The following is a 14,362-nucleotide window of genomic DNA, read 5'->3' on the forward strand; positions in this document are numbered from 1 at the left end:
CCATGCCGTTCAAAACGGATTGGTACCAGTGAGGTGGCCGATTATACGGATTGAATAGTAAATGTCTTGACCCGCGGGGCAGATACCCATCATCCATTTGGTGTATGGGGCGGGGCTAGACGGCCTGAGAGGAGGCTATACGGAGCCGTCGCCGGGACGACGGCGCGAGGGCGCGAGGGCGCGAGGGCTGCGATGGCACGAAGAACCGAATTAGACGCGCTCGACCCGCGCGGTCACCCGAGTGAGCAACTCATAGCCGATGGTGCCGATGGCGCGCGCGACCTCATCAACGCTTAAACGCTTGCCCCACAGTTCGGTCATATCGCCGACCGACACCCGATCCAGATCGGTGACATCGATCATCAGCATGTCCATCGATACCCGGCCCGCCAAGGGCACCGTTTGACCGTTAAGCCAGATCGGCGTGCCATTGGGTGCCTGACGCGGATAGCCATCGCCATAACCGATCGCCACGGTGGCGATACGCGAATCCCGTTCGGCTCGCCAAACATGGCCATAGCCTATGGCCTCGCCCGCCAGGACCGTACGCACAGCCAGCACCGGCGCGGTCAGAGTCATCACCGGGCGCAACCCCAGATCTACGCCGTTGCGCTCGGCAAAGGGCGAGGAACCGTAGAGCATAATGCCAGGCCGGACCCAGTCATTATGGGTTTGCGGCCATCCGATTACGGCGGCGGAGTTAGCAATGCTTAAGCGATCGCCGGGTCGCACACAGGCGTCGAATAGAGCCAGTTGCTGGAGGGTTGGTTCCGGTTGGTCCAGAGCATCGGCACAGGCCAGATGGGTCATCACGCCCTCGAGCTGCACACCCGGGCAATTCGCTAAGAGCGAACGGGCCGACTCCAGGTCTGACGGCGCAAAACCCAATCGATGCATCCCGGTATCGACCTTGAGCCAGACCACCAAGGGATGGGGGTCTAGGCGCTGCGCAGTGCTTTGGCGTATCTGATCGAGCTGGGTCTGGCAGTGCACCACGGTCTGTAACTGGCAGGCCACTACATCGGCCAGTTGCTCTGCCCGATTAACACCTTCGAGCAATAGGATCGGATGGTGCGGCTGTAACCGACGTAATTCGATCGCCTCACCGAGCGTGGCCACGGCATAGCCATCGGCCGAACTCAAGGCCTGCGCTGCCCGCTCAACCCCGTGACCGTAGGCATTGGCCTTGACCACGGCCCAGACCCGCGCCTGGGGCGCCCACTGGCGGACGCACTGCACATTATGCTGCCACGCGGTCGGATCGATCTGTGCCTGGGTGCCTCGATTCATCAGCTGTTGTACTCACCCATATAGTCCGGTGCCAAATCGGAAAACTTCGAGTATTGGCCCTGAAAGGAGAGCCGGACCGTATTGGTTGGACCGTTTCGATTCTTGCCGATAATAATTTCACCGGTGCCCTTCTCGGGTGAATCGGGATTGTAGATTTCATCGCGGTAGATAAACATAATCAGATCGGCATCCTGCTCGATCGCGCCCGATTCACGCAAATCCGAGGCAATAGGCCGCTTATTGGGGCGCTGCTCGAGTGAACGGTTAAGCTGCGATAGGGCAATTACCGGGCAGTCGAATTCTTTGGCGATGGCTTTCAGGGTGCGCGATATTTCCGAGATCTCGTTGGTACGGCCTTCGGTGAAACCCTTGATGCTCATCAATTGCAGATAATCGATCATGATCATGCCGATGCTGCCGTGTTCGCGGATCAGTCGGCGGATCCGCGAGCGCATCTCCGACGGTGACAGGCCGGCAGTATCGTCTATATAGAGTTTCTTATCCTTGAGCAGATTGACCGCCTTGACCAGCTTGGGGTAATCGTCATCGGCCAACTTGCCGGTAATCACCCGGCCCAACTCGATCCGCCCGAGCGAGGCAAAGGCACGATTGAGCAACTGATCGGCGGGCATTTCCAAGCTGAACACCACGACGACCTTATCCTGATTGAGGATGGCCTCCTCGACCAGGTTCATGGCGAAAGTGGTTTTGCCCATAGCCGGTCGCGCCGCGACAATAATCAATTCGCCGCCCTTAAAACCCTTGGTGGTCTTATCGAGGTCGCTGAAACCGGACGATATCCCGACTATATCGGAATCTTGTTTGGACAACTCATCAATCCGCGCCAAGGCCCGATCGGCCAGGGGATTGACGTGAATAAGGCCACCCTGATTGGGTCGATCCTCGGCAATCTTATAGACCGCTCGTTCGGCCTCATCGAGAATGGTTTGGGCATCCAGACCGCGCGGGTCGTAAGCCTTACCGGCGATATCGCCGGCGACACTGATTAACTGCCGCAAGACGCTGCGCTCGTGGACGATCTTGGCATAGGCCACGACATTGCTGATCGATGGCGTGTTTTCGGCCAATTCGGTCAGATAGGTCATGCCGCCGGTCGACTCCAGTAAGCGCTCCTTTTCCAGGGTCTCGCCCAGGGTAATAACATCCATCGGCGAATTGGCCGAGGCCAACTTCATCATCATACGGAAGATTTGACGGTGTTCATTGCGAAAGAAATCGTCCGGCATCAGAATTTCGGAGACATTGTCCCATTGCGAGTTATCGACCATCAAGGCACCCAGAACCGACTGTTCGGCTTCCAAAGAATGGGGTGGGGTCTTAATTTGACGGATCTCAGGGTCGCTCGAGGAGAGCAAATCGTCATCGTAATTATCGGACATCCAGAAACTTCCACAACCTAAATAGAGGAGCAGTTTACCGAGATACAGTGCCAGAGGCACGGGGTATTTGACCTAGCTCGAGCGGTGTCGCGCCCAAGACAGCAAAAGCCAGGGTGAAATCGGCGTTGACCGGCTGTTGATAAAAGCCGAACAAAAAAAAACGCACCGAGGTGCGCTTCTTAGATAGCGGTTGCCATTCCGGCAACCGCTGTCAATCGAGTCTGCATCGCCTAGGCGCTACAGACCTGAATTGACCTTAGGCTTCTGCAACAACGATCAAATGCACAGTACCCTTGACATCGCTGTGTAACTGGACAGCAATGTCGTATTCACCAACGGTACGAATCGGACCTAAAGGCATCTTCACTTCGGATTTCTCAATCTCAACGCCTGTTGCAGACACAAGGTCAGCCACGTCACGAGGACCGATAGAACCGAACAACTTGCCTTCTTCGCCGGCGTGCGCCGTAACGGTTAACTCAAGCTCAGCCAGTTGATCGGCACGTGCTTGGGCAGAAGCCAATTTAGCGGCTTCAGCCTTAACCAGTTCGCCACGACGAACTTCGAAATGCTTTAAATTTTCTGCAGTCGCAGGGACTGCCTTGCCTGTTGGTACCAGGAAATTGCGCGCATAACCGCTTTTTACATTTACGGTGTCGCCCAAAACGCCCATCTTACCAACTTTTTCAAGCAGGATAACTTCCATCTCGCTTACCTCAATAACTTACTTGTGTGAGTCGGTGTAGGACAACAGAGCCAAATACCGTGCGCGTTTGATGGCAGTCGCCAATTGACGCTGATATCTCGCACTGGTACCGGTGATACGACTCGGTACAATCTTGCCTGTTTCGGTAATGTAGCCCTTTAATAGGTCAACATCTTTGTAATCTATCTCAACAATGCCTTCTGCAGTGAAGCGGCAGAACTTACGACGGCGAAAGAAACGTGCCATAGTGTATGCTCCTATTATTCTTCAGATGCTGAATCGTCATCAGCATCGTCAGTGGTGGCTTCGTCTTCAGAGCGCGGAGTACGTGCAGCGGCCTGGGCTTCATCTTTCGCTTTCTTGGCTTCAACAGATTTCATCATAGGCGAGGCCTCGATGACTGCATCTTTACGACGCAGAACAATGCTGCGTAAAATCGCATCGTTAAAACGGAAAGTGGTTTTCAAGTCTTCGATAGAGGCATCCGTCACTTCGATGTTTAACAACACGTAGTGAGCCTTATGGAGATCCTGAATTGGGAAACCTAATTGACGACGGCCCCAATCTTCGTAACGGTGGATAGCACCGCCGGCTTCGGTTACAACAGACGTGTAACGCTCTACCATGGCAGGCACTTGTTCAGACTGGTCAGGATGGACCAGTAGAACGATTTCGTAATGGCGCATAAATGCTCCTTCCGGGTTAACAACCTCCTGTAACACTCACAGTAAGGTAAGGAGTTAAGTACTTTACCCCAAGGGCAAAGCACAACTGTCTCTACTCGGTTCGAGCAGAGGGGCGGCAGTTTACGCAATGCAGCAGGCGGAATCAAGGGATATGAGGGCCGTTGCGTTAATAAAGCGGTAATTTCGCCAGTCACTCGGCCAAGGCGGTGCAAAGCCCAGGTTGCAAGGGCTGGCATTGGGACAAACCGGTCGCTCTGGCAGACCAATTTAGCTCGCAGGCTGCACCGAACCGGTATCAAAGTTCATATCCTGCAGTGCCACAGGCGCGCCCAGATAAAAACCCTGGGCGTAGTTCAGGCCCATTTCCTTGAGCTTTTCCAATACCAACTCACTTTCCACGTATTCTGCAATGATTTGCTTGCCCATCACTTGACCAATTTCACTGATCGACTTAACCATCGCCAAGTCAATCGGGTCATCGAGTATGTCACGGATAAACATACCGTCGATCTTGAGGTATTCCACCGGCAGGGTCTTCAGATATTGAAAAGAGGACAAGCCAGTCCCGAAATCGTCGAGCGCAAAGACGCAACCAAGTTGTTTTAACGAGTGCATAAATCGATTGGCGCTAAACAGATTGCTAATCACGGCCGTTTCGGTAATTTCAAAACAAATCTTGTTGCCGGGAATCTTGTGGTCTTCGAATAGCGTCATCAGGGTGGCCAAAAAGTCGTTGTCGCCCAGGGTCCTGCCCGATAAATTGATATTTAAAAGACTCACCTTGGCAAATTCGCTTGGATGGCTATCGATCCAGGCCACGATGCTGTGCACCACCCAGGTATCCAGTTTGGTGACCAGATTGTAGCGTTCGGCCGCGCCCAAAAAGGTTTCTGGCATAATGAGCTCGCCATCCAAGCCCTCCATGCGCAATAGCACTTCATAGGACTGGGCGTCGGCGCTGTTGTCAGCCAAGGCCATAATCGGTTGCACGGCCAATTGAAAACGGCCTGCTAAGAGCGCACTGTTGATGTGCTCAACCCATTGCATCTCCCCTTGGCGGTTGGACAGTTCGGCATCATTGGGGTGGTAGACGTGAATTCGATTACGCCCGCCTTCTTTAGCGACGTAGCAGGCCGCGTCAGCCGCCTTTAGGACATCGGTGATATCGCCAACATCATCGACGATCGATACCACTCCGATACTCACCCCAACTGTGTGCGCCTTACCCTCCCAGACAAATCGGTATTCGGCGACGGCATCGCGCAAATTATTACCGACCCGGCGTCCCTCGTAGAGATCACAATGCTCCATCAACAGGCCAAATTCATCCCCACCCAAACGGGCCAGGGTATCGCGCTTACGAATATGGCTTTCGAGCAGCCCGGCAATTTGGCGCAACAGCTCATCGCCGGCCAAGTGCCCACAGGTGTCGTTGACCACCTTGAACTGGTCTAAATCGAGATAGCAGAGAACGTGTTCGGTCTTTTCCTGCCGGGCACTGTCGAGCACTCGAGTCAGGCGATCCTCAAATTCACGCCGATTGACCAAGCCCGTAAGGGTGTCGTGTCGGGCGAGGTGATCGAGCTTGTTGGAGGCGGCGCGCTCCTCGGTGCGATCGCGAAAGGTCACCATGGCACCGGTCAACTCGCCATTTTCTTTGATCGGTTCTACCGTGTAGAGAATTGGAAAGGAGGTACCATCCTCGCGCCAGGCAATATTATGCCCGCCCTGGTGGCCCTTTTTGTTGGTCAGACACTTATACACAAAGGATTCCTTCCAATGGAAGACTGAGCCATCTTCGTGGGTATGGTGAATCAGCGCATGGATATCGCTGCCGAGCAGCTCGTCCGAGTTGAAGCCCAATTGCTGCGCTAGGCGATTATTGGCAAAGATACAGCGTCCCTGTCTATCGACACCGTAGATCGCCTCTCCGGTCGATTGCAGCAGCAGCTCGACCCTGCGCTTGGCGTTCACCAGGTTTTCCTGTGATTTTTTTAAATGGCTAATGTCGACATAGGTTGCCACGATGCCATCGATCACGTTGGCTTCGGTGCGAAAAGGTTTGATAATCTGGATAAAGAACTGATCGTTATTGGTGGCAACCTCACGCTCAATGGTGGTCAAGTTTTGCATTACCATCTGGGCATCCTCGAGCAGGGTTAAATCCCTGATTCGGTGGGAGATATCTCCTATCGGACGACCGATATCGGATGCAATCAGATTGAATACCTTGCGTGTCGCTGGAGTAAAACGCCTGATGACAAAGTTACGATCGAGAAACAGCGCCGCTATATCGGTGTTGGCCAACAGATTGGCCAAGTCATCATTGGCCCCGGCCAGTTCTTGCACCTTGTCCTGCAGCTGGTTATTAACCGTCGACAACTCCTCATTGAGCGACTGCAGCTCTTCTTTTGAGGTTTCCAGCTCTTCGTTGGTCGACTGCAGCTCTTCATTGATCGACAAAACCTCTTCGTTGGACGTCCGTAGCTTCTCATTAGCTTCTGCCATCGCCGTTAGGTGATGGCGCGAATCCTCTCTGGCTTCGCGCAATTCCGCTTCCAAGGTCTTGAGTTGCCACTCTGCGTGAGTATCCAGCTCGCCGACTTCAGTGCTGGCCGGGGCAACAACGATCTGTTTCGCTTCGGCAAAAGTGAGCAAGAGCAGCTTCGCATTAGCGCGATAGGCGCTGACCGGAATGGCGGTCACGGTCACGTGGTGGTAGTGACCCTCGCGCTTAACCCGCCCAGGTACCGAAAACTCCTCATCCGTTTGGCCGGCCTTTTCTAAGGCCATGCGCACCTTGCTGCGCAAGCCTTCTCGGACCATGGTGATGAGGTCCTTGCTGGGCACGCCTGTGGTCATTTCTAAATATAAGCCCGACGGCCCCGCCAGATACAATACCTGGTATTGGGGATCGACCAGCACGGCAAAAGGCGCAAACCGTTCAAGTAACAGATATTGGGTTAGTTTGGCAAAATTAAGCGGTTCCAGACAGGTCTCTGGGACATCCACACGGGCACTGCTAAAGCGTTCCAAGCCGCTAACATAAGACATCTGCAGGCCATCGCGCTGCGCTGCGCCGACCCGCTGAAACAGTCGCGCCTTTTTGCTAATGGGTTGAAAGAGCGTGGTTTGGCTGCCGATGGTTTCAGAACTGCCCAAAAAAAGATAACGCCCTGCCTTCAGTATTAGATGGAAAAGGGGCACGATCTTGCGCTGCAGTTCCGGCTCCATGTAGATCATCAAGTTGCGACAGCTGATTAGGTCAAGGCGGGAAAAGGGCGGATCGCTGATCAGATTGTGCTCTGCAAAGATGATCGCTTCGCGCAGGGTTTTTGTTACCTGATAAGACTGATCCTGCTGGATGAAAAATTTCTGCAGCCGAGGGGCCGATACATCGGTGGCAATATTGAGAGGGTATCGGCCCAACCGGGCGATAGACAGGGCCTGCTCATCGATATCGGAGGCAAAAATCTGCACCGGACAGCATTTGTTCGCCACTGCCAATTGTTCGAGGATCACCATGGCGATGGAGTAGGCTTCTTCACCGGTAGCGCAACCGGCCACCCAAACTCGGATTGGCTGATCAGGCGCCGCCTCGGCCACCAGCGTTTCGATCACCTCTAACTGGAGTTCCTGGTAAGCTTCCAGATCGCGAAAAAAACCGGTCACACTAATGAGGAGGTCCTTGAAGAGGCGCTTGGCTTCACCCTCGTCCGTCTGCACCAGGTGCACATATTCCTTTATATCAGACAGATGGTTCAAGCCCATGCGTCGATGAATGCGCCGTAATAGGGTGCCCTTCTTATAGAACCTGAAGTCGTATTTGGTCCGCATTCGAACCGCATTAATAAGCAGGTCGAGTTGATCGTCGGGCACCGTCTTATGCGCATCGGACATCGCCAAGCCCTGCAGCTGGGCCTGGTAGTGAATTAACAGCTCAGGTAGCGCCTCGACATCGGCCACGCAATCGACCAAGTCGGTCTGAATGGCACTGCGCGGCATGCCATCGAACTGGGCGGTTTCCGGCGTTTGCACCAGCACCAAGCCGCCGCCGGCCTTGATCGCGGCAACGCCCAGCGTACCGTCCGAGCCCGAGCCAGATAGAATAATGGCCTGGGCCTGCTCGCCCTGGTCTTGGGCCAGTGACCGTAAAAATAGATCGACTGGCAAATGCGGGCCCTGACGCGGCGGCAAGGCATTGAGCAGCAGGCAGCCATTGACTAGGAGCAGATCCTTGTTCGGCGGTATCACATAAACATGATTGGCTTGCACGGCGGTGGCGTGTTCAACCTGCTCCACCGTCATCAACGTGTGCTTGCCGAGCAGTTGGGCAGTCATGCTGCTGTGCTTCGGGTCGAGATGCTGCACCAATACAAAGGCCAAACCACTGTTGCTCGGCATCGCGCTGAAAAACCGCTTATAAGCGTCCAAGCCGCCGGCGGACGCGCCCAGCCCGACGACCGGAACCGACGGTCGCTGATTGCCAGTCGAAGGGGCGACTGGCTTGTCGTTAGTGCCTGTTTTTTGCTGTACCGCGTTGATAGTTAATACCTCGTTCACCTAGGTGCGACGGGGGCTGCAGGACAATCATTCCACTCGGAAACGCCCCTTATTGGCTCGGGCGACCACTACCTCGAAAAAAACGCCGAACGGCCCTAGATTGTTATTATTCAGCTACCGGAACCCCATCAAGTCTCAATTGCTGCTAATAAGAGTCCTCACCGCTTAGCATGCCCAGCGCGCATGAACGCTAGGAAGCAGGTTATTGATGGTTGTCAAATTTGCTTGTAGCAGCTAATCAACCTGCGTCGATCGCTACCCGCCAGTGAGCCACCGATCGGCGGATGGTTCTGTTAAATCGGTCACAACGATTGGCGAGCTGGGCAGGCGATTTAACGAATACTGGTATTTACTGGGATGGGCCGAAGGGGTGGCATAGGGCACGCTAGGCACTGAGCCATTATGCGGAGTATTTCATATTCACGGAATTCAACTCGGCCATCGGCTTGAATAATATCGGCAAAGGCTTGCAACAAGGTTTTGCGCCAAACAAAATTTACCTGCTGCAATGCCATTAGGGCTGAACCCAGCCCCTGGTAACCGATGGACTGCAGCGTCTGGCTAGGCCGATAGGCTATGTCCATTTGGCGGCAAATGGCTTGATGGGCCTTTTCCGCCGCCACCTTGTCGCGGCTCAGCTCCACTAAGATATTGAAGATGGTGCTCAGGGCGCGCTGATAGTGCCGGATGTTGCCATCGAGCTTTCGCTTGGCTGCTGCGAGCGTGGGTCGCAGGCGCAGCTGAATCAGGGTCAGGGTGACCCACTCAATAAAGTCGACACGGCCGTCGAGGGCGACCAAACGCTCGAGCCGATCGAGGAAGACCAGCCGCTCAGCTTCGGATAGTTTCTTGAGCGTCGGAATCAGTAAGTCCACTATCGGCAGGCGTAACTGTTCGTCCATTTTCTGACAATAGGGCCAGATCTTTTGCAGCAGGTCGATCAGGGTGCTGTCTTCCTGCTTGATCAGGTCGAGCACGGCTTGCCGAGCCGACGCGCTACCGAGCAGTATCTGGCAGTACAGGTAGGCCTTGGCGCCATCTGATTGATGCAGCCAGGTTTTAACCTGCTCCGGTATATGGCGATACAGGTCGCGCGCATAGTTCAACTGATCCGGCGTGACCTGGCCGACTAGGGCGCTAATGCCCACCAGGGTAAGGGCGCTGTCAAAGGCCTGAGGCTGGGATCGACTCACGCTGTCGTCCGCCGACTCAGTGCGTCGCCGTCGACTGCGCTCTTGCGCGACAAAGTGCGGTGCAATGGCTCGGATGCGCTCGACAATCGGCGGATGGGTGGCCAGGCGATCCGATAGGGCGACCGACTCGCCAAAGCAGAAGTGCGACATGTCCTCGGCATGGCGATGGGTCAACTGAGAGCCGCCAGCATGTCCTTTGATAGCGTACAGTGCGCCGGCCAAACCATCCGGCAAGCGGGTAAATTGCACCGCGCTGGCATCGGCCAGGAACTCCCGCTGGCGTGACACAGCGGCCTTAATTATGCGCCCGACCAGAACACCGATATAGCCGACCAAGACAAATACCAGGCCCAGGCCAATCATCAGCAAGGCACTTCGACCGTCATTGCGATGGCTGCGTCTTGAGCCGTGCCAGAAATTGGCCTCCAGCAAAAATCGACCGATTTGACCAATCATTACCAGCCCAGCCAAGCAAGCCATCAAACGAATATTGAGCCGCATATCCCCATTGAGGATATGTGAATACTCATGCCCGACCACACCCTGTAATTGGTCGCGACTGAGCTGATCCAAAGCGCCCTGGGTCACCACCAGCACCGCATCCTGGGGCGAGTAACCGGCTACAAAGGCATTGATACCCGGTTCGTGTTCCATCAAGTAAAGCTCTGGCACCGGCATACCGGCGGCAATGGCCATCTCCTCGCAGATATTGATCAGTTGCTTGATGGCCGGATAGCTGGTGCCCATTTGAATGGGCTTCGCACCGGCCCAATCGGCCACCTTGCGCCCTCCTCCAGCCAGTTCGAGAAAGCGGAACAGCGTGCCAATAATCACTGCACCAATCACACCGAGGCTTATTTGCCAATTTAGATTGGAGTGCCACCAGCCGGACCAGGCCAGGGCCAGAGTGGCACTCGGCTCGCCTGATGCGCCCGGCGAGACTTGAAACCACTCGCCGAGTAGACCGGGCAAGGCTGATACAGGGGGGCTGCCGTCCAGCTCGACCGGACTGTAAAAAAACCAATAAGCGAGAAAACATACCAGGTTGATGGCAACCAGGGTGGCCAGCAGGCCGAGAAAAAATAACAGCACCAATTGCCCGGTTTTTTGCCGTGCCCGATCTTGTTGTTCAAAAAAGTCCATGCCCACCCCTTGCCAACCTCACGGCAGTACTGAGCGCCATCCCAGCTCGACTGCCCTTTGCACCTAGGCCCCTTTGCACCTAAGCACCTAAACACCGCTTAGAACGCGACCGTCGGTGCGCGCTTGACCTCAGGGCGATCGACTTCGAACAGGGCGGCGTCCTTAAAGCCGGCCATATTCGCCACCAGGTTGGTCGGGAAGGATTCCTTGAGCGTTTGGTAATGCATCACGCTATCGTTATAGGCTTGGCGGGCAAAGGAGACCTTGTTTTCGGTACTGTCCAGGCTTTCCATCAGGTCGCGCATGGTGCCGTCGGCTTTCAAATCGGGATAGTCTTCGGAGACGGCAAACAGCCGCCCGAGCGCGCCTGAAAGCATACCTTCAGCTTGTGACAGCTTGCCGACCAGGGCTCCGTCCGCAGGGTTTGCCGCCGCCGACCGCTGTGCCGACACCGCCTGATTGCGCGCTGCGGTTACGCTTTCCAAGGTGTCCTGCTCATGCTTTAAGTAGGTTTTGGCGGTTTCAACCAAGTTGGGGATCAGATCGTGACGGCGTTGCAATTGCACATCGATTTGGGCAAAGGCGTTTTTAAAGCGATTTCGATACGCCACTAGCCTGTTGTAAAGGGTAACCAGAAATATAACCAAGACCAGTGGCACGCCCCAGGTGATGATAGTACTGAATGAAAAATCCATATCGAGCTCCCTAAGAAATGAAAACAGTCCTTAAAGTGTATCAATAGATTTTAAATTCGCCTGATTTTTGGCCACTCGATCGGCTTCTCAACCGATGGGCATGAGCGCGCCGTTGCCCGCGGCTTGCCGGTCGGCAATGTTTGCACCTCGGCATAACGGCGTTCGAAGATCGGCCGTTTATGAATCGTTTTGGCTATTAAACAGGTCCAAAGGATGGTTTTTAAGGCATATATGGCTGTTTTTCAAAGACTTGGCTTGAATTTGCTTTAGCGGACGGCCGACATTCCTAAGGTGGATCCGCACTGTGGCCCGGATAATTCGCTAACTCTTTGAAACTATTTAAAAAAAAAGATTAGAGACGGTTGACAGAGAAACAAATAAAGGGATAATACGGCCCCGTTATAGAGGCTATATAGCTCAGTTGGTTAGAGCACAGCATTCATAATGCTGGGGTCGCTAGTTCAAGTCTAGCTATAGCCACCATTACTGGTCCGTCGCCAAGCGGTAAGGCAACAGGTTTTGATCCTGTCATGCGCTGGTTCGAATCCAGCCGGACCAGCCAGTTCTTCTGTAACGCTCGTTTAGCAGTTTTAGCACACATTTATACTGGTCCGTCGCCAAGCGGTAAGGCAACAGGTTTTGATCCTGTCATGCGCTGGTTCGAATCCAGCCGGACCAGCCAGCTTTTCGCCCCGCACAACTTTCCCAAGCAAATCCCCAAAGCCCCCTATACTTAAGATACCTGCTCACGCTATCGGATCTCTGGTTTGAAATTTAGCCTTGTGCGTAAAAAACGCCTTAAACAGCTGACCTTCGGCGTCGCCATTACCCTAACGCTGATCGCAATCATGCAGGTCATCTATGGCTTTTGGCTTGAAGCGATCATGCTGGCTTGTGCCCTATTGGCGATGGTCGGGGTCGACCAATTGACTCGGCGCGATCGCCTAGACGGGGCGGCCAACGTCCTGGTCGGCGTGCTCTTTGTCACTATCCTGATTTTGATGCTCACCGGAGCCGGCCTACGAGACCTGTCGCTTTTTGGTCTGCCGGGGCTGATTATCTTTTCAACCATGATCGGCCGCGCACACCTAACCTACACAGTGGTCGCGCTGATCATCTTCATCTGCCTGGCCTTGGGTCTGGCCTACAGCCTAGACTACCTGTCTGTACCGCCAATGGTGGCCTCATTTGAAACCGGCTTTTCCTCTGCGATGATCTTCGCGGTTACCGCCTATGCCATTCAGGTACTGCACAAGGACCTAGTCGATGCGGGCCAGGTTATTATGGCGGAAAACGAGCGCTTCAAAGCCTCGCAAAAACACATAGTCTATATCGCGCAACATGACGCGCTCACTAACCTGCCCAATCGCTTGCTGGCCAAAGACCGGTTCGAGCACGCCCTACTCAAAAGCCGGCGCGACAATCGGCAACTGGCCGTGTTGTATTTGGACTTGGACGACTTTAAATCGATTAACGATTCACTCGGTCATCTGCTGGGCGATAATCTGCTGATTCAGGTTGCCGAGCGTTTGCGTCAGACCGTACGAAAATCCGACACCATCTGTCGCCTTGGCGGCGATGAGTTTCTCATTCTGGCCGAAGGCCTAGCCGATATCGCATCCATTTCAAACCTAGCTACCACCGTGATGATCGCATTGGCAAAAGAATACCAATTGGCCAGCTCGCTGGTGCACTGCTCGGCATCAATCGGCATCGCACTGGCCCCGAATGATGCAGACAACTTTGAAGGCATTTTGAAGAATGCCGATCTGGCCATGTATCAGGCCAAAGACTTGGGCCGCAATACCTTTTGCTTTTTCAATAACGAACAACAGCAGAAAGTACAGTATCGACTCGACCTGACCGCACAAATGCGTATGGCCATCCAAAATAACGAACTGACCTTGCTGTACCAGCCCAAAATCGACCTGTGTAGCGAAAAAATTGTCGGCGCCGAAGCGCTCTTGCGTTGGCAAAACAGTCGCTTCGGGGCCATCGGCCCGGATCATTTTATTCCCATGGCCGAACAAAACGGACTCATCGCAGAGATTGGCCGTTGGGTCCTGGACACCGCCTGTCGAGACACCCAAACCTTTATCAAAACGCTGCCGAGCTTTCATATCAGTGTGAATGTCTCGGTGGCACAATTTAAGAACACCGACTTGGCGTCTGAAATCGCTGAAATCCTGGATTTTTACCGGCTCAAGCCCGCCGTGATGGATATTGAAATCACCGAGTCCATATTGGCCGACCAGGTCAGCGATATCCGCAATAATTTAGCCGGTTTACGCCGACTGGGCGTGAGCCTGTCGATCGACGACTTTGGCACCGGCTACAGTAATTTGGGCTACCTCAAGCACTTTGATGTCCAGACGCTGAAAATCGATCGCTCCTTTATCCAAGACCTGACCCAGAGCGAATACAATCAAACGATTGTCCGGGCGATCTTGCAAATATGTAAGGGCCTCGACTTAACGGCGGTCGCCGAGGGGGTCGAAGATCGGCAAACCTTGGACCTACTGAAGAGCTGGCAGTGTAAAACGGCACAAGGCTTTTACTGGGCCAAACCGATTAGCAAGGCGGCCCTGGTGGAGCTATTGGTGGCTCAAATGACCCCGGATGGTTCGGTTGAAAGCTTGATTGAATAGGGTACCATGGGCGTACTTTTCATCGAATGAATGGCTAC

Annotated in this window: 9 protein-coding genes and 3 tRNA genes; 4 read left to right on the forward strand and 8 right to left on the reverse strand. The window is 54.2% G+C overall.

Annotated elements, in window-relative coordinates; genetic code table 11:
- Window positions 1–210 precede the first annotated feature (210 nt).
- From alr to AC4FIC_RS01525, 8 genes are all read right to left on the reverse strand, one after another.
- Entirely contained in the window at window positions 211–1,290 is a 1,080-nt protein-coding gene (gene alr, locus AC4FIC_RS01490; RefSeq protein ID WP_490359367.1) for an alanine racemase, read from the reverse strand.
- The gene (gene dnaB, locus AC4FIC_RS01495) at window positions 1,290–2,690 is read right to left on the reverse strand and encodes a replicative DNA helicase (RefSeq protein WP_100256592.1); all 1,401 of its coding nucleotides are present in this window, start codon (window positions 2,688–2,690) and stop codon (window positions 1,290–1,292) included. The genes alr and dnaB overlap by 1 nt, the downstream gene beginning before the upstream one ends.
- 256 nt (window positions 2,691–2,946) lie before the next feature.
- Window positions 2,947–3,396, reverse strand: a complete 450-nt coding sequence (gene rplI / locus AC4FIC_RS01500) for a 50S ribosomal protein L9 (protein WP_100256591.1) — start codon at window positions 3,394–3,396, stop codon at window positions 2,947–2,949.
- 18 nt (window positions 3,397–3,414) lie between these two features.
- Window positions 3,415–3,642 (reverse strand): 30S ribosomal protein S18, encoded by a 228-nt coding sequence (gene rpsR, locus AC4FIC_RS01505; RefSeq protein ID WP_100256590.1) that lies wholly within the window; start codon window positions 3,640–3,642, stop codon window positions 3,415–3,417.
- Window positions 3,643–3,656: 14 nt separating this feature from the next.
- Window positions 3,657–4,082: a 30S ribosomal protein S6 gene (gene rpsF, locus AC4FIC_RS01510; protein ID WP_100256589.1), complete on the reverse strand. Its 426-nt coding sequence runs from the start codon at window positions 4,080–4,082 to the stop codon at window positions 3,657–3,659.
- A gap of 267 nt (window positions 4,083–4,349) precedes the next feature.
- Entirely contained in the window at window positions 4,350–8,645 is a 4,296-nt protein-coding gene (locus AC4FIC_RS01515) for an EAL domain-containing protein (protein WP_100256588.1), read from the reverse strand.
- A 332-nt stretch (window positions 8,646–8,977) separates the two neighbouring features.
- Complete coding sequence (locus tag AC4FIC_RS01520; protein WP_100256587.1) at window positions 8,978–10,981, reverse strand: M48 family metallopeptidase; 2,004 nt, start codon at window positions 10,979–10,981, stop codon at window positions 8,978–8,980.
- A gap of 98 nt (window positions 10,982–11,079) precedes the next feature.
- The gene (locus AC4FIC_RS01525; RefSeq protein ID WP_100256586.1) at window positions 11,080–11,676 is read right to left on the reverse strand and encodes a LemA family protein; all 597 of its coding nucleotides are present in this window, start codon (window positions 11,674–11,676) and stop codon (window positions 11,080–11,082) included.
- A gap of 406 nt (window positions 11,677–12,082) precedes the next feature.
- Here AC4FIC_RS01525 and AC4FIC_RS01530 point away from each other — a divergent pair.
- The 4 genes from AC4FIC_RS01530 to AC4FIC_RS01545 all read left to right on the forward strand — a co-directional run bounded on the left by AC4FIC_RS01530 (window position 12,083) and on the right by AC4FIC_RS01545 (window position 14,324).
- Window positions 12,083–12,159: transfer RNA gene (locus AC4FIC_RS01530), tRNA-Met, on the forward strand.
- Between the two features lie 4 nt (window positions 12,160–12,163).
- A tRNA-Gln gene (locus AC4FIC_RS01535) sits at window positions 12,164–12,238 on the forward strand.
- Window positions 12,239–12,283: 45 nt separating this feature from the next.
- A tRNA-Gln gene (locus AC4FIC_RS01540) sits at window positions 12,284–12,358 on the forward strand.
- A gap of 85 nt (window positions 12,359–12,443) precedes the next feature.
- Window positions 12,444–14,324, forward strand: coding sequence for a putative bifunctional diguanylate cyclase/phosphodiesterase (locus AC4FIC_RS01545; RefSeq protein WP_100256585.1), 1,881 nt, complete (start codon window positions 12,444–12,446; stop codon window positions 14,322–14,324).
- Window positions 14,325–14,362 lie beyond the last annotated feature (38 nt).

Source organism: Reinekea sp., from assembly GCF_982785585.1.

Excerpts from the sequence above, each read along its gene's own strand:
- alr (WP_490359367.1), bottom strand. The coding sequence starts at position 1,290 with ATGAATCGAGGCACCCAGGCACAGATCGATCCGACCGCGTGGCAGCAT.
- dnaB (WP_100256592.1), bottom strand. The coding sequence starts at position 2,690 with ATGTCCGATAATTACGATGACGATTTGCTCTCCTCGAGCGACCCTGAG.
- rplI (WP_100256591.1), bottom strand. The coding sequence starts at position 3,396 with ATGGAAGTTATCCTGCTTGAAAAAGTTGGTAAGATGGGCGTTTTGGGC.
- rpsR (WP_100256590.1), bottom strand. The coding sequence starts at position 3,642 with ATGGCACGTTTCTTTCGCCGTCGTAAGTTCTGCCGCTTCACTGCAGAA.
- rpsF (WP_100256589.1), bottom strand. The coding sequence starts at position 4,082 with ATGCGCCATTACGAAATCGTTCTACTGGTCCATCCTGACCAGTCTGAA.
- AC4FIC_RS01520 (WP_100256587.1), bottom strand. The coding sequence starts at position 10,981 with ATGGACTTTTTTGAACAACAAGATCGGGCACGGCAAAAAACCGGGCAA.
- AC4FIC_RS01525 (WP_100256586.1), bottom strand. The coding sequence starts at position 11,676 with ATGGATTTTTCATTCAGTACTATCATCACCTGGGGCGTGCCACTGGTC.